General features: G+C 68.4%; 16 protein-coding genes and 1 pseudogene. 13 read left to right on the forward strand and 4 right to left on the reverse strand.

Annotated elements, in window-relative coordinates:
- The first annotated feature begins 72 nt into the window (after window positions 1–72).
- The 6 genes from bamA to HDC36_RS07340 all read left to right on the forward strand — a co-directional run bounded on the left by bamA (window position 73) and on the right by HDC36_RS07340 (window position 7,128).
- The gene (gene bamA / locus HDC36_RS07315) at window positions 73–2,439 is read left to right on the forward strand and encodes an outer membrane protein assembly factor BamA (protein ID WP_179565882.1); all 2,367 of its coding nucleotides are present in this window, start codon (window positions 73–75) and stop codon (window positions 2,437–2,439) included.
- Between the two features lie 380 nt (window positions 2,440–2,819).
- On the forward strand, window positions 2,820–3,842 hold the full coding sequence (lpxD, locus tag HDC36_RS07320) for a UDP-3-O-(3-hydroxymyristoyl)glucosamine N-acyltransferase (protein ID WP_179565884.1): 1,023 nt from the start codon (window positions 2,820–2,822) through the stop codon (window positions 3,840–3,842).
- Window positions 3,839–4,294, forward strand: coding sequence for a 3-hydroxyacyl-ACP dehydratase FabZ (fabZ, locus tag HDC36_RS07325; RefSeq protein ID WP_179565886.1), 456 nt, complete (start codon window positions 3,839–3,841; stop codon window positions 4,292–4,294). The genes lpxD and fabZ overlap by 4 nt, the downstream gene beginning before the upstream one ends.
- A 19-nt stretch (window positions 4,295–4,313) precedes the next feature.
- Window positions 4,314–5,105 (forward strand): acyl-ACP--UDP-N-acetylglucosamine O-acyltransferase, encoded by a 792-nt coding sequence (gene lpxA / locus HDC36_RS07330; protein WP_179565888.1) that lies wholly within the window; start codon window positions 4,314–4,316, stop codon window positions 5,103–5,105.
- Window positions 5,102–6,412: a lipid-A-disaccharide synthase gene (lpxB, locus tag HDC36_RS07335; protein ID WP_255432638.1), complete on the forward strand. Its 1,311-nt coding sequence runs from the start codon at window positions 5,102–5,104 to the stop codon at window positions 6,410–6,412. Before lpxA ends, lpxB begins: the two co-directional genes overlap by 4 nt.
- On the forward strand, window positions 6,409–7,128 hold the full coding sequence (locus HDC36_RS07340; RefSeq protein WP_179565890.1) for a ribonuclease HII: 720 nt from the start codon (window positions 6,409–6,411) through the stop codon (window positions 7,126–7,128). Before lpxB ends, HDC36_RS07340 begins: the two co-directional genes overlap by 4 nt.
- Window positions 7,129–7,409: 281 nt before the next feature.
- On the opposite strand, the gene HDC36_RS07345 is transcribed toward HDC36_RS07340, so the two are convergent.
- Window positions 7,410–7,592, reverse strand: a complete 183-nt coding sequence (locus HDC36_RS07345; protein ID WP_179565892.1) for a hypothetical protein — start codon at window positions 7,590–7,592, stop codon at window positions 7,410–7,412.
- A gap of 575 nt (window positions 7,593–8,167) precedes the next feature.
- On the opposite strand from HDC36_RS07345, the gene dnaE reads away from it, so the two are divergent.
- The 3 genes from dnaE to HDC36_RS07360 all read left to right on the forward strand — a co-directional run bounded on the left by dnaE (window position 8,168) and on the right by HDC36_RS07360 (window position 13,695).
- Window positions 8,168–11,758 carry a DNA polymerase III subunit alpha gene (dnaE, locus tag HDC36_RS07350; protein ID WP_179565894.1) on the forward strand — a complete coding sequence of 1,197 codons (3,591 nt, stop codon included), beginning with the start codon at window positions 8,168–8,170 and terminating at the stop codon, window positions 11,756–11,758.
- Window positions 11,759–11,952: 194 nt separating this feature from the next.
- Window positions 11,953–12,912 (forward strand): acetyl-CoA carboxylase carboxyltransferase subunit alpha, encoded by a 960-nt coding sequence (locus HDC36_RS07355; RefSeq protein WP_179565896.1) that lies wholly within the window; start codon window positions 11,953–11,955, stop codon window positions 12,910–12,912.
- A 24-nt stretch (window positions 12,913–12,936) separates the two neighbouring features.
- Window positions 12,937–13,695, forward strand: a complete 759-nt coding sequence (locus HDC36_RS07360) for a tetratricopeptide repeat protein (RefSeq protein ID WP_179565898.1) — start codon at window positions 12,937–12,939, stop codon at window positions 13,693–13,695.
- Between the two features lie 73 nt (window positions 13,696–13,768).
- Here HDC36_RS07360 and HDC36_RS07365 read toward each other — a convergent pair whose 3' ends face one another.
- A complete protein-coding gene (locus tag HDC36_RS07365) occupies window positions 13,769–14,224 on the reverse strand; it encodes a CopD family protein (RefSeq protein ID WP_179565900.1) in 456 nt (151 codons plus the stop codon).
- 81 nt (window positions 14,225–14,305) lie between these two features.
- On the opposite strand from HDC36_RS07365, the gene HDC36_RS07370 reads away from it, so the two are divergent.
- Together HDC36_RS07370 and phaZ are read left to right on the forward strand one after the other, a co-directional pair.
- Window positions 14,306–14,911: a class I SAM-dependent methyltransferase gene (locus HDC36_RS07370; protein WP_179565902.1), complete on the forward strand. Its 606-nt coding sequence runs from the start codon at window positions 14,306–14,308 to the stop codon at window positions 14,909–14,911.
- A gap of 63 nt (window positions 14,912–14,974) precedes the next feature.
- Window positions 14,975–16,204: pseudogene (gene phaZ, locus HDC36_RS07375) on the forward strand (polyhydroxyalkanoate depolymerase); the annotation flags it as partial.
- Between the two features lie 133 nt (window positions 16,205–16,337).
- On the opposite strand, the gene HDC36_RS07380 reads toward phaZ, so the two are convergent.
- A complete protein-coding gene (locus HDC36_RS07380; protein ID WP_179565906.1) occupies window positions 16,338–17,258 on the reverse strand; it encodes a sensor domain-containing protein in 921 nt (306 codons plus the stop codon).
- The gene (locus tag HDC36_RS07385; RefSeq protein ID WP_179567918.1) at window positions 17,255–17,620 is read right to left on the reverse strand and encodes a PadR family transcriptional regulator; all 366 of its coding nucleotides are present in this window, start codon (window positions 17,618–17,620) and stop codon (window positions 17,255–17,257) included. The genes HDC36_RS07380 and HDC36_RS07385 overlap by 4 nt, the downstream gene beginning before the upstream one ends.
- Before the next feature lie 160 nt (window positions 17,621–17,780).
- Here HDC36_RS07385 and HDC36_RS07390 point away from each other — a divergent pair, with 160 nt between their 5' ends.
- Complete coding sequence (locus tag HDC36_RS07390) at window positions 17,781–19,550, forward strand: XVIPCD domain-containing protein (protein WP_179565908.1); 1,770 nt, start codon at window positions 17,781–17,783, stop codon at window positions 19,548–19,550.
- Window positions 19,551–19,635: 85 nt separating this feature from the next.
- Window positions 19,636–20,550 carry a peptidylprolyl isomerase gene (locus tag HDC36_RS07395; RefSeq protein WP_179565910.1) on the forward strand — a complete coding sequence of 305 codons (915 nt, stop codon included), beginning with the start codon at window positions 19,636–19,638 and terminating at the stop codon, window positions 20,548–20,550.
- The last annotated feature ends 13 nt before the right edge of the window (window positions 20,551–20,563 follow it).

Raw genomic sequence — 20,563 nt, forward strand, 5'->3', positions numbered from 1 at the left:
CACTCGACCCCGCTGTCGTCGTCTTACGCCGGCGCCCATGCAACAACGATATCGACCTCTACCGGACGTGACATGACGCGATTTCCCACTCGCCGCCTGCTAGCCCTCGCCCTCGCCGCCAGCCTCAGCTTGCCGGTTCTGGCCCAGGCGACGGAGCCCTTCACCGCCAGCGACATCCGCGTCGACGGGCTGCAACGCATCTCCTCCGGCACCGTGTTCACCTATCTTCCGGTGGAACGCGGCGACACGGTCGACGATGCCAAGGTCGGCGAAGCGATCCGCGCGCTGTACCGCACCGGCTTCTTCGAGGACGTGCAGGTCGATCGCCAGGGCAACATCCTGGTGGTCACGGTCAAGGAACGTCCGGCGATCAACAAGCTGACCGTCACCGGCAACAAGGACATCAAGAGCGAAGAGTTGCTCAAGGGCCTGTCCGACATCGGCCTGACCGAGGGCGGCACCTTCGACCGGCTGAGCCTGGACCGGGTGACCCAGGAACTGACCCGCCAGTACAACAACCGCGGCAAGTACAACGTCGAGATCACTCCGACGGTGAGCCCGCTGGACCGCAACCGGGTCGACGTGGCGATCGCGATCAAGGAAGGCAAGGCCGCCAAGATCCAGCACGTCAACCTGATCGGCACCGAGAAGTTCGCCACCGAGGACATCCTGGAGAACTGGGAGTCGCGCGAGCACAACTGGCTGTCGTGGTACCGCCGCGACGACCAGTACTCCAAGGAAAAGCTGTCCGGCGACCTGGAGAAGCTCAACTCCTGGTACCTGGACCGCGGCTACGTCGATTTCAGCGTCGATTCCACCCAGGTGGCGATCAGCCCCGACAAGCGCGACATGTACCTGACCGCCGGCATCACCGAGGGCGAGCAGTACAAGATCTCCGACATCAAGGTCACCGGCGACACCGTGCTGCCGCAGGAAGAGGTCGAGAAGCTGGTGATCCCGAAGCCGGGCGACACCTTCTCGCGCGCGCTGCTGGAATTCAGCTCCGACGCGATCACCAACACCCTCAGCAACATCGGCTACGCCTTCGCCAAGGTCAACCCGATCCCCACCACCGACCGCGAGAAGCGCACCGTCGCGATCAATCTGCAGGTGGTGCCGGGCCCGCGCGTGTCGGTCCGCCGCATCGTGTTCAAGGGCAACACCCGCACCTCCGACGAAGTGCTGCGCCGCGAGATGCGCCAGTTCGAGAACAGCTGGTACTCGCAGGCCGCGATCGACCGTTCCAAGGTCCGCCTGCAGCGCCTGGGCTACTTCGAGTCGGTGGACGTGGAAACGCCGCCGGTCCCGGGAAGCAACGACAAGGTCGACGTGGTCTACAGCGTCAAGGAAACCACCTCGGGCAGCTTCACCTTCGGCCTGGGCTATTCGCAGACCTACGGCGTGACCACCTCGATCCAGCTGTCGCAGAACAACTTCCTGGGCGGCGGCAACCGCGTCTCGGTGGACGCCTCGCGCAGCAGCTACCAGGAGCGCTACGCGTTCTCCTACACCAACCCGTTCTTCACCGACGACGGCGTGTCGCTGGGCTACAACATCTCCTACCGCAAGCTGGACTACTCCGACTTCGGTACCGCCCAGTACAACAGCAAGAACGGCGCGGCGCAGATGATCTTCGGCGTGCCGATCACCGAGAACGACACCGTCTCGCTGATGTTCGGCATCGACAGCAACCAGATCACCACCTACGCCGGCTACACCCCGCAGGCGATCATCAACTACATCGATGCGATCGGCCAGCGCACCTTCCACGCCTGGCGCAGCGAACTGGGCTGGGCGCGCGACACCCGCAACGACTACTTCATGCCGACCCGCGGCATGTACCAGCGCGTCGGCCTGGAAGCCACCCTGCCCGGCTCCACGGTCGAGTACTGGAAGCTGAACTACCAGATCTCCAAGTACTGGCCGATCATCCCCTCGATCGTGCTCAACACCCGCGCCGAATTCGGCTACGGCGACAGCTACGGCAGCGACGTCAGCCGCACCATCACCAACGCCGACGGCACCACCCGCACGGTCACCGCCTCGGGCCTGCCGTTCTACGAGAACTTCTACGCCGGCGGCACCAACTCGGTGCGCGGCTTCGAGGACAACACCCTCGGTCCGCGTTCGGAAGCCACCGCTTCCTACAGCCGCGGGCAGCCGCTGGGTGGCTCGTTCAAGACCGTGGGCTCGGCGGAACTGTACTTCCCGAAGCTGTTCGACAGCCCCTCGGCGCGCGTCTCCGCGTTCGTCGACGTCGGCAACGTGTTCAACGGCGTGGACAACTACAAGACCAACGAACTGCGCGCCTCCACCGGCGTGGCCTTGCTGTGGCGCGCACCGGTCGGTCCGATCTCGATCAGCTACGCGCTCCCGCTGAAGAAGGAAGACAACGACGAGATCGAGCGTCTGCAGTTCACCTTTGGTGGGCAGTTCTGACGAACTGCCCGCTCCGGGCTTGGCAACCAAATCCCCGCGCCTTCGGCGCGCCCCCTTTACTAAAGGCGTGAGCGCGTCATCGCGTTCGCGCTGACGCCCCACGATTCGCTGCGCGAACCGCGGGCCCCGGCTCGTCTTCTCCCAAATCCCCGCGCCTGTCGGCGCGCCCCCTTTACTAAAGGGGGCTTTTGTCAGAATTGGATGACCGCGATCTGACCGAAGCAGAAGGTTTTCTGCTTGGTTGATCGTGGCATGGCCCTCAAGCGGGGGCTTTTCTGGCGTTGGTTGATGGCGGCCTTGAGCATTGGCCGATCCTGGCCTGTGCGGCCTGCGCGCAGGGGCAGCATGACCGTGCCGATGGCACACGGTAGAATCCCGGCGTGAATACTCCTTCCCATACCGCACACGAGATCGCCGAGCGCTTCGGCCTGCAGCTGCATGGCGACGGCGCCGTCGCCGTGCATGGCGTCGCCACGCTGGCGCATGCCGGCCCCGGGCAGCTCAGTTTCCTGGCCAATCCGCGCTATCGCGCGCAGCTCGCCGACAGCGCCGCAGCGGTGGTGGTGCTGCGCGCCGACGACGCCGAGGCGGCGCCCGGCACCGCGCTGATCGCGCGCGATCCGTACGTCGCCTTCGCCAAGATCGCCGCGCTGTTCGACGTGGCGCCGGCGCGTCCGCCCGGCATCCATCCCAGCGCCAGCATCGACCCCAGCGCGCAGATCGCCGCCGGTGCGCACATCGGCGCCTTCGTCAGCATCGGCGCGCGCAGCGTGGTCGGCGACGGCTGCGTGATCGGCCCGGGCAGCGTGATCGGCGACGATTGCCAGGTCGGCGACGGCTGCGAACTGATCGCCCGCGTCACCCTGGTCACCCGCGTGCGCCTGGGCAAGCGCGTGCGCATCCATCCCGGCGCGGTGCTCGGCGCCGATGGCTTCGGCCTGGCGATGGACGCCGGCCACTGGATCAAGGTGCCGCAGCTCGGCGGTGTGACGATCGGCGACGATTGCGAGATCGGCGCCAACGCCTGCGTCGACCGCGGCGCGCTGGAAGACACCACGCTCGAGGAAGACGTGCGCCTGGACAACCTGGTGCAGGTCGCGCACAACGTGCACATCGGCGCGCACAGCGCGATCGCCGGCTGCACCGGCATCGCCGGCAGCGCCAAGATCGGCCGCTACTGCATGCTCGGCGGCGCGGTCGGCGTGGTCGGCCACCTGGAAATCTGCGACAAGGTGGTGATCACCGGCAAGTCGGTGGTGCGCAACTCCATCCATGAGCCGGGCGAGTATTCCTCCGGTACCCCGTTGACCGACAACCGCACGTGGCGCAAGAACGCCGCGCGCTTCAAGCAGCTCGATGCCCTGGCCCGTCGCATCCTGTCTGTAAGCAAGGAGAAGCAATGAGCCACGACCAGACCCTGCCGGACATCCAGCAGATCCAGAAGTTGATCCCGCACCGCTACCCGTTCCTGCTGGTGGACAAGGTGGTGTCGCTCGACTTCGAGAATCGCAAGATCGTCGCGCACAAGAACGTCAGCGTGAACGAGCCGTTCTTCCAGGGCCATTTCCCCGGCCAGCCGATCATGCCCGGCGTGCTGATCATCGAGGCGCTGGCCCAGGCCGGCGGCGTGCTGACCCAGCTCGCGCTGGGCCGCGATGCGCAGTCCAAGCTGTTCTACATGGTCAAGGTCGACAAGGCCCGCTTCAGCAGCCAGGTCGTGCCCGGCGACGTGCTGGAGCTGCATGTGGAAATCAAGCGGGTGATCCGCAACATGGCCGTGTATTACGGCGAAGCCAAGGTGGACGGCAAGGTCGTCGCCTGCGCCGAGGTGCTGTGCGCCGGCACCCGCGAATGAGCCAGGCAGGAGACCTGCAATGAGCGACAACGCCCCTCTCATCCATCCCACCGCAGTGATCGATCCGTCGGCGACGCTGGCGGCGGACGTGCGCGTCGGCGCCTTCACCCTGATCGGCGCCGAAGTCGAGATCGGCGAAGGCAGCGTGATCGGCCCGCATTGCAGCATCGTCGGCCCGACCCGCATCGGCCGCGGCAACCACCTGGTCGGCCACGTCGCGCTCGGCGGCGATCCGCAGGACAAGAAGTTCGCCGGCGAACGCACCGAACTGGTGGTCGGCGACCGCAACGTGATCCGCGAGTTCGTGACCGTCAGCCGCGGCACCGGCAACGGCGGCGGCATCACCCGGGTCGGCAGCGACAACTGGTTCCTGGCCTACACCCACGTCGCCCACGACTGCGTGGTCGGCGACCATTGCGTGTTTTCCAACAACACCACCCTGGCCGGGCATGTCGAAGTCGGCGACCACGTGATCATCAGCGGCTTCGCCGGCGCGCACCAGTTCTGCCGCATCGGCGACCACGCCTTCCTCGGCATGGGCGCGCTGATCAATGGCGACGTGCCGCCGTTCACCATGGTCGGCGGCAATTCGCTGGGCCGCCCGCGCGGCATCAACAGCGAAGGCCTCAAGCGCCGCGGTTTCGATACCGAGCGCCTGGCCGCGATCAAGCGCGCCTACCGTGCGCTGTACGTGGCCGGCCTGCCGCTGGCCGAGGCCAAGCAGCAGCTGGCGGTGCTGGCCGAAAGCAGCGAGGACGTGCGCGCGATGCTGGAATTCATCGAAGCCAGCGAGCGGCCGTTGTTGCGATGAAAGCCGGGAGTCGGGAATCGGGATTGGGGATTGGCAACGGCGGCACCACGGCCGCCGGCGACCTCGCTCCTGCCTCGACGAATCCCCAATCCCCAATCCCCAATCCCGGCGCAGCAACGCTGCGCATCGCCCTCGTCGCCGGCGAAGCCTCCGGCGACCAGCTTGGCGCCGGGTTGATCGAGGCGCTGCGCGCGCGCCATCCGGATGCCGAATTCGCCGGCATCGGTGGCGACGCGATGCGCAACGCCGGCTGCCAGACCTGGTTCGATGCCAGCGAACTGGCGGTGATGGGCCTGATGGAGGTGCTGCGGCACCTGCCGCGGCTGCTGAAACTGCGTCGCGAGCTGCGCCAGCGCCTGCTGGACTGGCGCCCGGACGTGTTCGTCGGCATCGATGCGCCCGACTTCAACCTCGGCGTGGAGCGCTGGCTCAAGCAGCGCGGCATACGCACCGTGCACTACGTGAGCCCGTCGGTGTGGGCCTGGCGCGAGCGGCGCGCGGCCAAGATCGGCGCCAGCGCCGACCGGGTGCTGTGCCTGTTCCCGATGGAACCGCCGATCTACGCCAGGCACGGCGTGGATGCGCGCTTCGTCGGCCACCCGATGGCCGACGCGATCGCGCTGCACGAAGACCGCGATGCGGCGCGCGCCGAACTCGGCCTGCCGGCCGGCGCGACCGTGCTGGCGGTGCTGCCGGGCAGCCGCCTGGGCGAGATCGGCCGGCTCGGCGATACCTTCTTCGCCGCCGCCTGGCAGGTGCTGCAGCAGACGCCCGGCGCGCACGTGGTGGTGCCGGCCGCCAATCCCGCATGCAAGGCCTTGCTGGCCGAGCAGCTGTCGCGCTCGGCGTTGCCGGTGGTGTATTCGCACCTGCTCGACGGCCAGGCCCGCACCGCCCTGCTCGCCGCCGACGTGGTGCTGCTCGCGTCCGGGACGGCGACGCTGGAAGCGATGCTGGTGAAGCGGCCGATGGTGGTCGGCTACAAGGTCGCGCCGCTGACCTACCGCATTGTCAAGGCGCTGGGCCTGCTGAAGGTCGACCGTTACGCGCTGCCCAACATCCTCGCCGGGCGCGACCTGGCACCGGAACTGATGCAGGACGCCTGCACCCCGGACGCGCTCGCCGCCGCGCTGCTGCACTGGCTGCGTGACCCGCAGGCGGTGGCCGCGCTGCAGCCCGAGTACGCGCGCCTGCACCAGTTGCTGCGCCAGGACGCCTCGGCGCGTGCGGCCGATGCGGTGCTCGAGTTGCTGGAAGGCCGGGATTCGGGAGTGGGGATTCGGGATTCGGGAAAAGCAACGGCATGAAGCGCTCCGATCCCCCATCGCCGCAGCGGGAACTGCTCTGCGAATCCCCAATCCCGAATGCCGAATCCCGGCGGCTCTACGCCGGCGTCGACGAAGCCGGGCGCGGGCCGCTGGCCGGGCCGGTCGCGGTGGCCGCGGTGGTGTTCGATCCGGCGCGCCCCCGCATCAACGGCCTGGACGACTCCAAGCAGCTGACCGCCGCGCGCCGCGAGACGCTGTACGCGCGCATCGTCGAACGCGCGCTGGCCTGGCAGGTGGTGCTGATCGAGGCCGAGGAGATCGACCGGCTGAACATCTACCAGGCCACCATGCTGGGCATGCGCCGCGCAGTCGAGGGCGTGGCGCACGTGGCCGGTTTCGCGCGCATCGACGGCAACCGCGTGCCCAAGGGCCTGCCCTGCGCCGCCGAGGCGCTGGTCGGCGGCGACGGCCTGGACCGCGCGATCATGGCCGCCTCGATCGTGGCCAAGGTCACCCGCGACCGCTTCATGCAGCGCCTGCACGAACAGCATCCGCACTACGGCTTCGACCTGCACAAGGGCTACGCCACCCCGGCGCACCTGGCCGCGCTGGCCGCGCATGGCCCGTGCCCGCAGCACCGGCGCAGCTTCGCGCCGGTACGGCGCGCGCTGGGCCTGGCCGAGGCCCCGAGCGCCTGGGACGTGCCCTGTACTGCGGACGCGGACCTGCTGGCGGCGGATCCACAGCCGGCCTGAGCGCCGCCGCGGCGATGGCCGCGCCGCGGGCCGCCCCGTCGCCAAGTGCGGCCCACTGCCGGCGCAGGATCCATGGCCGGAAACGATCGCGCAGGAGCCGGCCTCGCACAGGGCAACCGCGCCGCCGGCACTCGCGAAGATAATCGAATGAATATCGCGCAATGCGACCCGGAACTTTCCGGGATAATATAAAAATGCAGAATCGAACATATTTCAGCCGCGGTCGCGCATTCCGGTCGCGCGGGCAAAGCGGCGACCCGAAACGGGTCGCCGCGGCTCGCTCAGTTGAAGTAGTCGGAGATGACGTCGGACCAGGTGTCCAGGTAGCACCGCACGGAATCGCCGCCGCTCAGCTGCTGGCACGGCGCGAAGCGGTCGCTCACCTCGCTCAGGCTCTGCGCGGATGCGCTGGACACGGCGCCGAACAGCATCAGCGCGCCCATCACCGGAATCAACTTCTTCATGGAGTTTCTCCTGATCACGCCGTGGGGGTTCACGGCGAGCGAGACGCTATCACCTGATATTCGAATGCGTGGCCAGGTCGAGCGAGTCGACCGCCGAAGATAATAATTTTTCAGAATGGATTCATTTTCCCAGCGCGTCCCCATTTCGCCCCCGACCCACGTAACGCATTGAAAGCAGAACGCATCCGCGCACCCTACGCAGAGGTACTGATAACTGTACCAACATGTACCGTTTAGGCCGACGCAGTCAACTTGCATTCAGAAATCCAACCCGCCCTAACGGCCCGCGCTCCGGTTTTGCGCAGCTTTGGCGCATCGGCCGGTGGCGAGACACGCGGCGGCCGCGCGCTCCGGTAACGACCGCTGGCGGAGGACGGCACATCCGCCCCCCTTGCCCTGCGCCCGCGCAGACCCACGCCGTTCAGCCGCGGCCTGCGCCCGGAGCTGAACGGGCGCCCCGCCCAATCGCCTCGCCAGGCCCGTCGCATCGGACTCCGGACCCGGCAACGGCCCTGTCAAGCCTTGCCCGCCCCCGCCCCCGCCGCTAACCTGCCCGGGCATCGTTCTGGTTCCGCATGTCCACTTCCCGCTTCGCTCATCTGCACGTCCACACCGAGTTCTCGCTGGCGGATTCGACCATCCGTGTGCCCGAGAAACCGGATCAGGCCGACCCGAAGAAAGCCAAGCAGGCCAACCTGCTCAGCCGTGCGGTCGAACTGGAGTTGCCCGCGCTCGCGGTCACCGACCTCAACAACCTGTTCGCGCTGGTCAAGTTCTACAAGGCGGCCGAAGGCGTGGGCATCAAGCCGATCGCCGGTGCCGACCTGCTGATCGCCGACAGCGCCGGCGAGACGCCGTGGCGGCTCACCGTGCTGTGCCGCAACCGCGACGGCTACCTGAGCCTGTCGCGCCTGCTGACCCGGGCCTGGCTGGAAGGCCACCGCAACGAAGGCGGCGTGGCGATCCGCCCGGAGTGGCTGCAGACCGGCAGCGACAACCTGTTCGCGCTGGCCGGGCGCGACAGCCTGGCCGGACGCCTGGCCAGCGAAGGCCGCCACGATCTGGCCGAGCAGCAACTGGCCGACTGGCAACGCATCTTCGGCGACGGCCTGCACCTGGAACTGACCCGCACCGGCCGCGACGGCGAGGAAGCGTTCAACCAGTTCGCGCTGCATGCCGCCGGCACCCGCGGCTTGCCGGTGGTGGCCAGCAACGACGTGCGCTTCCTGTACGCCAGCGATTTCGCCGCGCACGAGGCGCGCGTGTGCATTTCCTCCGGCCGCGTGCTCGACGACCCCAAGCGCCCGCGCGACTACAGCGACCAGCAATACCTGAAATCGTCGGAGGAAATGGCCGCGCTGTTCGCCGACATTCCCGACGCGCTGGACAACACGCTGGCTCTGGCGCAGCGCTGCAACATCGAGATGCAGTTGGGCACCTACTTCCTGCCCGCGTATCCGGTGCCCGACAACGAGACGCTGGACAGCTGGATCCGCAGCCAGTCGCGCGACGGCCTGGCCGCGCGCCTGGAGAAGAATCCGCTGGCGCCGGGCAAGACCCGCCAGGACTACGTCGACCGGCTCGAGTTCGAGCTGGACACGATCATCAAGATGGGCTTCCCCGGCTACTTCCTGATCGTGGCCGACTTCATCCAGTGGGGCAAGAACCAGGGCATCCCGATCGGCCCGGGCCGCGGCTCCGGCGCCGGCTCGCTGGTGGCGTGGGCGCTGCAGATCACCGACCTGGATCCGCTGCCCTACAACCTGCTGTTCGAGCGCTTCCTCAATCCCGAACGCGTGTCGATGCCCGACTTCGACATCGACTTCTGCATGGACCGCCGCGACGAGGTCATCGACTACGTCGCGCGCAAGTACGGGCGCGACCGGGTCAGCCAGATCATCACCTACGGCACCATGGCGGCCAAGGCGGTGGTGCGCGACTGCGGCCGCGTGCTCGGCTTCCCGTACGGCCTGGTCGACGGCGTGGCCAAGCTGATCCCCAACATCCTCGGCATCACGCTGAAGGACGCGATGGGCGAAGGCAAGGACAGCGAGATGGCCTCGCCGGAGCTGATCCAGCGCTACCAGAGCGAGGACGACGTCCGCGACCTGATGGACCTGGCGCGGCAGCTGGAGGACCTGACCCGCAACGCCGGCAAGCACGCCGGCGGCGTGGTCATCGCGCCGACGCCGCTGTCCGACTTCTGCCCGCTGTTCGCCGAACACGACGTCGACAACCTGGGCAAGAACCCGGTCACCCAGTTCGACAAGGACGACGTCGAGCAGGTCGGCCTGGTCAAGTTCGACTTCCTCGGCCTGCGCACGCTGACCATCATCGACTGGGCGGTGAAGGCGATCAACGTGCGCCATGCGCGCGCCGGCATCCCGCCGGTGGACATCACTGCGATCCCGCTCGACGATGCGCCCACCTACAAGGGCATCTTCGCTTCGGGCAACACCGGCGCGGTGTTCCAGTTCGAATCCTCGGGCATGCGCCGGCTGCTGAAGGACGCCAAGCCCGACCGCTTCGAGGACCTGATCGCGCTGGTGTCGCTGTACCGCCCCGGCCCGATGGACCTGATCCCGGACTTCAACGCGCGCAAGCACGGCCAGCAGGAGATCATCTACCCCGATCCGCGCACCGAAGCGATCCTGAAGGACACCTACGGCATCATGGTGTACCAGGAGCAGGTGATGCAGATGGCGCAGATCGTCGGCGCCTACTCGCTGGGCGGCGCCGACCTGTTGCGCCGCGCGATGGGCAAGAAGGTGCCGGCCGAGATGGCCAAGCACCGCGAGATCTTCCGCGAGGGCGCGGCCAAGGGCGGCGTCGGCGAGGCCAAGGCCGACGAAATCTTCGACCTGATGGAGAAGTTCGCCGGCTACGGCTTCAACAAGTCGCACGCCGCCGCCTACGCGCTGGTCAGCTACCAGACCGCATGGCTGAAACGGCACTACCCGGCCGAGTTCATGGCCGCGACGCTGTCCTCGGACATGGACAACACCGACAAGGTGGTCGGCTTCCTCGACGAGGTGCGCAACCTCGGCCTGACCGTGCTGCCGCCGCGGCTCAACGCCTCGGCGTACATGTTCGAAGCGGCCACGCCGGACACCATCCAGTACGGCCTGGGCGCGATCAAGGGCGTGGGCCGTGGCGCCTGCGAGGCGATCGTGGCCGAGCGCGAGCGCGGCGGCGAATACGCCTCGCTGCTGGATTTCTGCACCCGCGTGGAATCGGCCAAGCTCAACAAGCGCACCCTGGAAGCGCTGATCAACGCCGGCGCGATGGACGGGCTGGGCAGCAACCGCGCCACCCTGATGCTGCAGCTGCCGGAGGTGATGAAGGCCACCGAGCAGATGGCGCGCGAGCGCGCCTCCGGGCAGAACTCGCTGTTCGGCGGCGCCGACACCAGCGCCCCGGCGCTGCGCCTGGACCTGCCGGAAAGCAAGGAATGGCCGCTGGGCCAGCTGCTGACCGGCGAGCGCGAGACGCTGGGCTTCTACCTCAGCGGCCACCCGTTCGATCCCTACCGCGAGGAAGTGCGCGAGCTGGTCGGTTGCGACCTGAGCGCGCTGGAAAAGATCTGCGCGCAATCCGGCGGCGGACGCGGCGGTGGCGGCGACGGCGAAAAACGCGCCTGGCGCCCGGAAACCAGCGCGATCCTCGCCGGCCAGGTGGTCGGGGTGCGGCGCAAGGGCGACAGCCAGGTGTTCGTGCAACTCGAGGACGGCCGCGGCCGGGTCGAGTGCAGCGCGTTCACCGACGCCATCGCCGAGTTCGGCCACCTGCTCACCCGCGACCGCATCCTGATCGTCAAGGGCGGCGTGCGCGAGGACGAATTCAACGGCGGCTATGCGATGCGCATCCGCCAGTGCTGGGACTACGAACAGATCTGCACCCACCACGCGCAGCGCCTGTCGCTGCGCCTGGACCTGCGCCAGCGCAGCACCTGGCCGCGCATCGACGCCTTGCTGGCGCGCCACCGCCCCGGCAAGACGCCGCTGCGCCTGGACCTGCTGCTGCAGTCCGAACAAGGCGCGGTGGCCGGCATGCTCGACCTCAACGGCAGCCACGCGGTGCGCGTGGACCCGCAACTGCTGGACACCCTGCGCGCCGACCCGGGCGTGCGCGCGGTGAAGGTGAAGTACAGCCCGCCGTGGGCGTGAGAAGCCGGGATTCGGGATTGGGGATTGGGGATTCGTAGGAGCGGGATCCGCGCTGTCCGCAGCGGCAGGAGCGCCGGCTTTTTCGAATCCCGAATTCCCAATCCCGAATCCCGGCCCCCAAACCGCACGGCCCCGTACGGGTGACCGACATCGGTTCGGCTAAACTGCGTCCCTTACGTTCACGACGGCCTCCAATGAATCCGAACTACCTCGACTTCGAGCAACCCATCGCCGATCTGGAAGCCAAGATCCAGGAACTGCGCAACGCCAGCACCGGCCCGGCGGTCAACGTCGAGACCGAGGTGCGCGCGCTGCAGGACAAGCTGCGGGTGCGCACCGCGCAGATCTTCCGCGACCTGTCGTCGTGGCAGATCTCGCAGCTGGCGCGGCATCCGCAGCGTCCGTACACGCTGGACTACATCAACGTGTTCTGCGACGAGTTCCAGGAACTGGCCGGCGACCGCGCGTTCGCCGACGACAAGGCGATCGTCGGCGGCCTGGGCCGCATCGACGGGCGCCCGGTGGTCATCATCGGCCACCAGAAGGGCCGCGACACCAAGACCAAGGTCGCGCGCAACTTCGGCATGCCGCGTCCGGAGGGCTACCGCAAGGCGCTGCGGCTGATGAAGCTGGCCGAGCGCTTCAAGCTGCCGCTGCTGACCTTCATCGACACCCCTGGCGCCTATCCCGGCATCGGCGCGGAAGAACGCGGCCAGAGCGAGGCGATCGCGCGCAACCTGCTGGAGATGGCCGAGCTCAAAGTGCCGGTGATCTGCACCGTGATCGGCGAAGGCGGCTCCGGCGGCGCGCTGGCGATCGGCGTCGGCGACCGCACGCTGATGCTGGAGTACGGCACCTATTCGGTGATCTCGCCGGAAGGCTGCGCCTCGATCCTGTGGAAGGACGCGGCCAAGGCCAAGGACGCCGCCGAGCAACTGGGCCTGACCGCCAAGCGCCTGTCCGCGCTGGGCCTGGTCGACAAGGTCGTGCGCGAGCCGATCGGCGGCGCGCACCGCAACCCCACGCAGATGGCCAAGCGCCTGAAGGCGGTGTTGCTCAACGAACTGGACGCGCTGGAAAAACTGCCGGTCGAGCAGTTGCTGCAGAAGCGCTACGAACGCCTGCGCGGCTACGGGGCGTACGAAGCGGCCTGATCGCGACACAAGGAAGCGTTGTCCATGAATCCCATCGTCCTGCTGTCGCTGGCCTTGCAGCTGGCCTGCTGCGTGCACGTGGTGCGCAGCGGCCGCCCGCTGTACTGGATCTTCATCCTGCTGATCTTTTCGTATCTCGGGATCCTGATCTACGTGATCGCCGAACTGCTGCCGGAATGGCGCAACGATCCGCGCGCGCGCCGCCACCTGCGCAAGGTCGGCGCCACGCTCGATCCGAACCGCGACAAGCGCACCGCCGGCAATCGCCTGGAACTGGCCGACACCGTGGACAACCGCCGGCAACTGGCCGAGGTGCACCTGGGCAACGGCGAGTACGCGCAGGCGGCCGAGGTGTTCGAGAGCGGCTTGCGCGGCATCCACCGCGACGACCCCGGACTGCTGCTCGGACTGGCCAAGGCGCAGTTCGGCCTGGACCAGCCGGCCGCGGTGAAAGCCACGCTGGACAGGCTGATCGCCGCCAACCCGCAGTTCCGCTCGCACGACGGCCACCTGCTCTACGCACGCGCCACCGAGGCGCTAGGCCAGACCGACGCGGCACTGGAAGAATACGCCGCGCTCGCCGACGACTACCCCGGCGAAGAAGCGCGCGTGCGCTACGCGCAACTGCTGCAGCGCGCGGGCCAGCCGCAGCGCGCCGGCGAAGTGTTCAACGAAGTGCTGAAGCGCTCCAGCCTGGCCCCGCGCTACTACCAGCGCGACCAACGCCAGTGGATCGACCTGGCCCGCAGTGAACTGAAGCAACTCGACAACGGCAGCACTTAGCTGCTGACGCAAACCCGGAAAGGGTCGGAAACGGGGACGTTCGAATCCCCAATCCCAAATCCCCAATCCCGGCTCAAAACGGCTTCGCCAACACCAACCAGATCACCACCAGCAGCGCCAGCACCGGCAGTTCGTTGAACAGCCGGAGCGCGCGCGAAGACGGCAGCGCGCGCGCCTGGCCCACGCCCTTGAGCCAGCGCCCGCTGAAGATGTAGTAGCCGAGCATCAGCGCCACCAGGCCCAGCTTGGCGTGCAGCCAGCCGCTGTGGCCGGGCGCGACCATGGTCGGGAAGTCGGGCAACACCTTGTAGCCCAGCCACAGGGTCAGCCCCAGCAGCAAGGCCAGGCCGAACATCATGTGGCCGAAGCGGTACAGGCGCCGCCCCATCAGCACCAGCCGCGCCTGCACGTCCGGCTGCCCCGCGCTCTCGGCGATGTTGACCAGGATCCGCGGCAGGTAGAACACCGCCGCCATCCATGCGACCACGAACAGCAGGTGCAGGGACTTGATCCACAGGTAGAGTTGCATGCGCTGGCTCCGGGTCGCTGGCGTAGGATGTCACGCCATTTTCGCCGATTCGCATCGCGCCCGCACGGACCACGACCCCGCATGGACAAACAGTACGACGCCGACTACTTCCAGCGCTGGTATCGCCGCGACGATATCGGCGGCAACGCGCGCCTGGCGCGCAAGGTCGCGCTCGCCGTCGCCCAGGCCGAGTACTACCTGGAACGGCCGATCCGCAGCGTGCTCGACATCGGCTGCGGCGAAGGCGCCTGGCGCGCGCCGCTGCTGAAGCTGCGGCCGAAACTGAGTTACCTGGGCTTCGACAGCAGTGAGTACGCGGTGGCGCGCTACGGCCGCCACCGCAATCTGCGCCCGGCGCGGTTCGGCGATTTCGCCTGGCTGCGGCCGTGCGCGCCGGTGGACCTGCTGGTGTGTTCGGACGTGCTGCACTACGTGCCCAACCGCGAATTGCGCCAGGGCCTGCCGGGCCTGGCCGACCTGTGCGGCGGGGTCGCGTTCCTTGAGACCTTCGCCATGGAGGACGCCTTCGACGGCGACCATGCCGGCTTCCAGCCTCGTCCGGCGCGCTGGTACCGGCGCCAGTTTGGTGCACTCGGACTGCGCCCGGTCGGCAGTCATTGCTGGCTATCGCCAGCGCTGGCGGGGGATGCGGCGGCCCTGGAAACGATTGGTCTGGTGCCCCATTAAGGTGCAACCACCCCGGATAGGATATGCTGCACGGCAGCATACGCTCAGGATGGAAACACCGGCATGCTCTACCAGTGGCACGAACTGACCCGCAACCTGCTCGCCCCCTGGGTCCACCAGGCAGCGGCCAACGCCAAGATCTTCTCCGACGCCAATAGCCTGTGGGCCACGCTCCCGGGCGCCGAGCGTCTGGCCGCGACCAACGAACTGCTGCACCGGCTCGGCAAGGACTACGAGAAGCCGGCCTGGGCGCTGGACCACGTCGAGGTCGACGGCCACCCGCTGCCGATCGTCGAGCAGGAAGTGCTGCGCAAGCCGTTCTGCCGCCTGCTGCGCTTCAAGCGTTTCAGCGACGACGCCAAGGTCGTGGCCGGACTCAAGCAGCAGCCGGCGGTGCTGGTGGTGGCGCCGCTGTCCGGGCACCACGCCACGCTGCTGCGCGACACCGTGCGCACCCTGCTGCGCGACCACAAGGTCTACGTCACCGACTGGATCGACGCGCGCATGGTGCCGCAGAGCGACGGCGACTTCGGCCTGGACGACTACGTCAACTACGTGCAGGACTTCATCCGCCACATCGGCGCCGACAAGCTGCACGTGATCAGCGTGTGCCAGCCGACGGTGCCGGTGCTGGCCGCGGTGTCGCTGATGGCCGGACGCGGCGAAGCCACGCCGCGCTCGCTGGTGATGATGGGCGGGCCGATCGACGCGCGCCGCAGCCCGACCCAGGTCAACAACCTGGCCACGCGCAATCCGCTGTCGTGGTTCGAGCACAACGTCATCCACACCGTGCCGCAGACGTATCCGGGACATGGCCGCGCGGTGTATCCCGGCTTCCTGCAGCACACCGGATTCCTGGCGATGAACCCCAGCCGGCACTTCATGTCGCACTGGGATTTCTACGCCAACCTGGTCAAGGGCGACCTGCAGGACGCCGAGGCGCACCGCCGTTTCTACGACGAGTACAACGCGGTGCTGGACATGCCGGCGACCTATTACCTGGACACGATCCGGGTGGTGTTCCAGGAATTCCTGCTGCCGCGCGGGGAATGGGTGATCGGCGGCGAGCGCGTGGATCCGGCGGCGATCCGCGACACCGCGCTCCTCAGCATCGAAGGCGAACTGGACGACATCTCCGGCCTGGGCCAGACCGCCGCCGCGCAGGACCTGTGCACCGGCATCGCCGCGCACCGCCGCCAGCATCTGGAAGTGGAAGGCGCCGGCCATTACGGCATCTTCAGCGGCCGCCGCTGGCGCGACATCGTCTATCCGCAGGTGCGTGCGTTCATCGCCGCCAACGCGTCGGCCACGGCGCAGGCGCCGAGCGGCAACGTCACCCCGCTCAAGCGCCGCGGCAGCCGCAAGGCCGGCTGAGCGGCGTACCGCGCGCGGCCGGCGCCTGCCGGCCGCCGCGTCGATGTCATTGTCATTGCGCCGAGCTGTGCACCAACAGGTGCTTGGCCAGCATGCCGTGCAGCTTGCCGATGCCACGCGCCAGGTGCAGCGTGGCGAACAGCAGCACGATGCCCAGCGCACTCCACAGCGGCAGCAGCCACGGCGCGCTTTCGGTGACGTTCCAGTCGACGAACATGACGTTGAACTGCTGCGGGAAGAAAAATCCCAGCGGTGCCGCCGCGAGCGCCAATCCCGTACTCAGCAGAGTAACGAACACGCTGAAATAGAAGATCCCCAGCGGCAGCATCAGCACGAAGTACAGCATCGTGGTCCAGGTCCGCGCGTCGGTGAACATCTGCCCGATGCGCCGCAGCCATGGCTGTTCGCGCGCGCTGTACAGCGGCCGCCGCGGCATGCGCTCGCCGAGCAGCACCTCGACGATGCGCCCTTCCACCAGCGACAGCAGCCGCACCGAACCGAAGAACAGCACCAGCAACGGCACGCCGATGATCAGCACCAGCATGCCCAGCGAGACGCTGACCCCGGTGACCACCCAGGTGAAGTAGAAGATGCCGGTGACCAGCGACAGCAGCATGTAGAAGAACGCGCCATAGGCACGCGGATCGGCGGCCACGCCGAAGAAGCGGCCGAGCAGCGACTTGCGCCTGGGCGGCGCCGGCGGCTTCAGCGCGCGGTTCACCGTGACCTCGGTGTCGCGGTAGATCGCGGCCACCTCCTCCGGCGCGCCGTAGCTGCCGGCGACTTCGGCGATGACCTCGGCCTCGCTCTTGCCGGCCTGCTCGGCCAGCTCGGCGCGCAGGTATTCCTCCGCGTCGTACAACGCGTCCTGGACCAGCGCCGGATCGGCGCCGGCCAGCGCCGCGCGCAGTTGCGCCAGGTAGTCGGGAATGGTGGCCGGCAACGGCCGCGCCTGGAGTTGTTCGCTGCTCATTCTGAAATCCCCTTCAGGACGGAATCGACGGAATCGCGGGTGGCGCGCCATGCTGCGGCCCATTGCTGCAAGGTGGCGCGGCCGGTTTGGGTAATGCGGTAGTAGCGCCGCGGCGGCCCGGCCACCGACGGCTCGACATGGCTGGACAGCAGCCCGCCCGCTTCCAGGTTGCGCAGCACCGGATACAGCGCGCTCTGCTTGCCGCTGAGCACGCCCTCGCCCACTTTTTCCAGGCGCTTGGCGATCAGGTAGCCGTACAGGGGTTCCTGGGCCTCGGCCAGCACCGCCAGCAGCGCGAGCGACACGGTGCCCGCGCTCAGCTCCTTCTGGAACTTCTTCAGCTGTGCATCCGGTTCGACCATGACCGCCCCCACTAGGTTGGAATGCATACTAGTGTTGAGTTGGGTATAGCGAATGTGCCGGTAGTCATAGCAGGCATAACGAACGCCTGACGCACCGGCAACATCGGCCTGGCTATCCTGCGCGCCGCTCGCGCCGGCAGGCGCCATCCAGGAGGAATGCATGAGTTCGACGACGCCCGCCGACGACGCCCAGGCCAACGACCCCACCTTCGCCAGCGCTGGCAGCAGCCGCAGCGCCGGTCCGTTGAAATGGAATCCGGCCGACGGCAGCGCCAGCGTGGAGCACACGCAGTCCCATGCGCTGGGCCGCAGCGGGCCGCTCGCGCACCAGTTCGTCTCCACCCAGAGCGTGGGCGCCAGCCGGCGCACCGCCGACGGCAAGACCGAATTCGGCCTGGAGATGGAATTCCGCCAGGGCCACCAGCTCGACGCCGCCATCACCGGCCGCAACGCCGCGAGCCTCAGCAGCACGACCCAGCTCGGCGAGCGCGCGCGCTACAACGTCACCCTGCCCGGCGACGCCACCGCCGAGGCCGCGCGCAGCGTCAATCCATTCGATCCACTGAGCATCCCGGTCGGCGGCAGCGTCAGGCTCGACGGCCAGGCCTTCGTTCGCACCTCGCTGGAGACCTCGTTCCGCAGTTTCGCCAGCAGCAGCGAACACACCGACGCGGCAGGCGTGAGCTACACCGCGCAGCGCCTGGACCCGGACCACGTGCGCGTGGCGACAGGACCGACCGCGGCGATCGAACGCCTGGACATGATCGGGCTGAAGACGCCCGTCGCGCAGGCCATGCTCGGCCGCCAGGACGCGCTGGGCCAGGCCAGCATGCACACCGCGACCTTCGACCTGCGCGACCCGCAGGCGCAGGCCGCCTACCGCGATTTCCTCGGCAGCGGCCAGTTGCCGGCGCAGGCGGCACCCGGGGTCAGCGACGTGCAGCGGATCGACACCCTGAGCGCGAGCTCGCAGACCCGCGCCAAACTCGGGGTGGGGCCGCTGAGCCTGGACCTGGCCGGGCAGCGCAACAGCGGCGAGAACGTACGCGCCACCCTCGCCGACGGCAGCAGCACCGTCACCAGCAAGCTGCAGTACGCCGACAACGTGCCGCTCACCCTGACCCGCCAGTGCGATGCCGCCGGCAGCGAACACGTCGAGGCGCGCCGCTACCAGCTCGGCTTCGGCAAGGTCGACGGCAACCAGGCGCAGCTGCTCAATGCCGCGCTGGCCAGGAAGGACACCGCGGACGACGCCATCGCCGCCGGCCAGGACGTGACCCTGAACTTCTCGGAGGCGCAGATGGGCGCGCTGCGCCAGCAGTACGCGCAGGCCGCGCAGGCGCGCCCGTTCGATCGCGAGCAGGCCGGCGCCTACGCCCGCATGAGCAACGAGGAATTCGCGATCGGGCTGGCGCGCAATCTCGGCAATTCCCCGTACGGCCTGAGCGAACGCCTGTTCCGCGTCGCCGCCGATGCCGACGGCGCGCTGAGCGGCGCGCTGACCCGCATCGACGCCGGCGTCGACAATGTCGATCCGAAGGTCGCGGCCGCAGCGCGGGCGACGCCCGCGAGCACGCCGGCCGATCCTCGCGATCCGGCGCATCCGGACCACGCGATGCAGCGCATGATCGACGCCCGGTTGACGCCGGCCGATCCGCAACTGGCCACGCACCTGCTGCTGGCGGCCAAGCGCGAAGGCCTGACCCAGGTCGATCATGTGCTGCGCAACGACGCCGGCCGCGTGTTCGCCGTGCAGGGCGACCCGATGGGGGGCGACAAGCGCACCGCCTACGTGGACGCGCAGGTCGCCGCGGCCACGCCGCTGCAGGACAGCCTGCGCCAGCTCGATGCATTGAATGCGACTGCGCAGCCCGCGGTGGCCGCCCCGCAGGAGACGCAGGACGCCCCGCAACGCGCACCGGCGCGCTGAGCACACCGGCCGGCAACGCAACGGCGGCATTGGCGCAGCGACGGTGGCTGGGTAAGAATCGGCTACCGTCCTCCAGGCTGCCGCCATGCCCTTGCGTCCCACCCTGCTCGCCCTCGCCTTGCTGTCGTCCGCCGCCTGCGCACTGGCCGCCGCGCCTGCCGCACCGTACCGCAGTCCGCAGCAGATCCTGGACGCGTCGAAGCCCGGCGACTGGCGCACGCTGGACCCGGCCAACACGCTGTATCTGGACCTGGACGCCGGCCGCGTGGTCATCGAGCTGGCGTCGGTGTTCGCGCCGCAGCACGTCGGCAATATCCGCACCCTGGCCCACGAGCACTTCTGGGACGGCCTGAGCATCTACCGCTCGCAGGACAACTTCGTGGTGCAGTTCGGCGATCCCGATGGCGAGGAGGCGGACAAGGCCAAGTCGCTGGGGTCGGCCAAGCGGCACCTGCCTGCCGAGTTCCAGCGCCCGGCCGCGGGCCTGGCGTTCCAGGCGCTGCCGGACCGCGACGGCTGGGCGCCGCAAGTGGGCTTCGTCGACGGCTTTCCGGCCGCGCGCGACCCGAAGGACGGCAAGGCGTGGCTGGCGCACTGCTACGGCACCCTCGGCGCCGGCCGCAACAACGACGAGGACAGCAGCATCGGCGCCGAGCTGTACGTGGTCACCGGGCAATCGCCGCGGCAGCTGGACCGCAACATCACCGTGGTCGGGCGCGTGGTCAAGGGCATGGAACTGCTCAGCGTGATCCCGCGCGGACCGGACCCGATGGGGTTTTACGCCAAGCCCGAACAGCGCACCCCGATCCGCGCGATCAAGCTCGCCAGCGACCTGCCCGAGGCCGAACGCACCCCGCTGCAGTTGCTGCGCACCGACACCCAGACCTTCCGCGACGTGGCCGAAGCGCGGCGCAACCGCCGGGACGATTTCTACAAGCGACCGGCCGGGCACATCGACCTGTGCAACGTGCCGCTGCCGGTGCGCACGCCGCCGCAGTAGTCCGCGCTCGCCA

Source organism: Xanthomonas sp. JAI131, assembly GCF_013410075.1.
GTDB lineage: Bacteria > Pseudomonadota > Gammaproteobacteria > Xanthomonadales > Xanthomonadaceae > Xanthomonas_A > Xanthomonas_A bonasiae.

Excerpts from the sequence above, each read along its gene's own strand:
- HDC36_RS07340 (WP_179565890.1), top strand. The coding sequence starts at position 6,409 with ATGAAGCGCTCCGATCCCCCATCGCCGCAGCGGGAACTGCTCTGCGAA.
- HDC36_RS07370 (WP_179565902.1), top strand. The coding sequence starts at position 14,306 with ATGGACAAACAGTACGACGCCGACTACTTCCAGCGCTGGTATCGCCGC.
- lpxA (WP_179565888.1), top strand. The coding sequence starts at position 4,314 with ATGAGCGACAACGCCCCTCTCATCCATCCCACCGCAGTGATCGATCCG.
- HDC36_RS07360 (WP_179565898.1), top strand. The coding sequence starts at position 12,937 with ATGAATCCCATCGTCCTGCTGTCGCTGGCCTTGCAGCTGGCCTGCTGC.
- HDC36_RS07345 (WP_179565892.1), bottom strand. The coding sequence starts at position 7,592 with ATGAAGAAGTTGATTCCGGTGATGGGCGCGCTGATGCTGTTCGGCGCC.
- lpxB (WP_255432638.1), top strand. The coding sequence starts at position 5,102 with ATGAAAGCCGGGAGTCGGGAATCGGGATTGGGGATTGGCAACGGCGGC.
- HDC36_RS07365 (WP_179565900.1), bottom strand. The coding sequence starts at position 14,224 with ATGCAACTCTACCTGTGGATCAAGTCCCTGCACCTGCTGTTCGTGGTC.
- dnaE (WP_179565894.1), top strand. The coding sequence starts at position 8,168 with ATGTCCACTTCCCGCTTCGCTCATCTGCACGTCCACACCGAGTTCTCG.
- HDC36_RS07385 (WP_179567918.1), bottom strand. The coding sequence starts at position 17,620 with ATGGTCGAACCGGATGCACAGCTGAAGAAGTTCCAGAAGGAGCTGAGC.
- HDC36_RS07355 (WP_179565896.1), top strand. The coding sequence starts at position 11,953 with ATGAATCCGAACTACCTCGACTTCGAGCAACCCATCGCCGATCTGGAA.
- HDC36_RS07380 (WP_179565906.1), bottom strand. The coding sequence starts at position 17,258 with ATGAGCAGCGAACAACTCCAGGCGCGGCCGTTGCCGGCCACCATTCCC.
- bamA (WP_179565882.1), top strand. The coding sequence starts at position 73 with ATGACGCGATTTCCCACTCGCCGCCTGCTAGCCCTCGCCCTCGCCGCC.
- fabZ (WP_179565886.1), top strand. The coding sequence starts at position 3,839 with ATGAGCCACGACCAGACCCTGCCGGACATCCAGCAGATCCAGAAGTTG.
- HDC36_RS07395 (WP_179565910.1), top strand. The coding sequence starts at position 19,636 with ATGCCCTTGCGTCCCACCCTGCTCGCCCTCGCCTTGCTGTCGTCCGCC.
- HDC36_RS07390 (WP_179565908.1), top strand. The coding sequence starts at position 17,781 with ATGAGTTCGACGACGCCCGCCGACGACGCCCAGGCCAACGACCCCACC.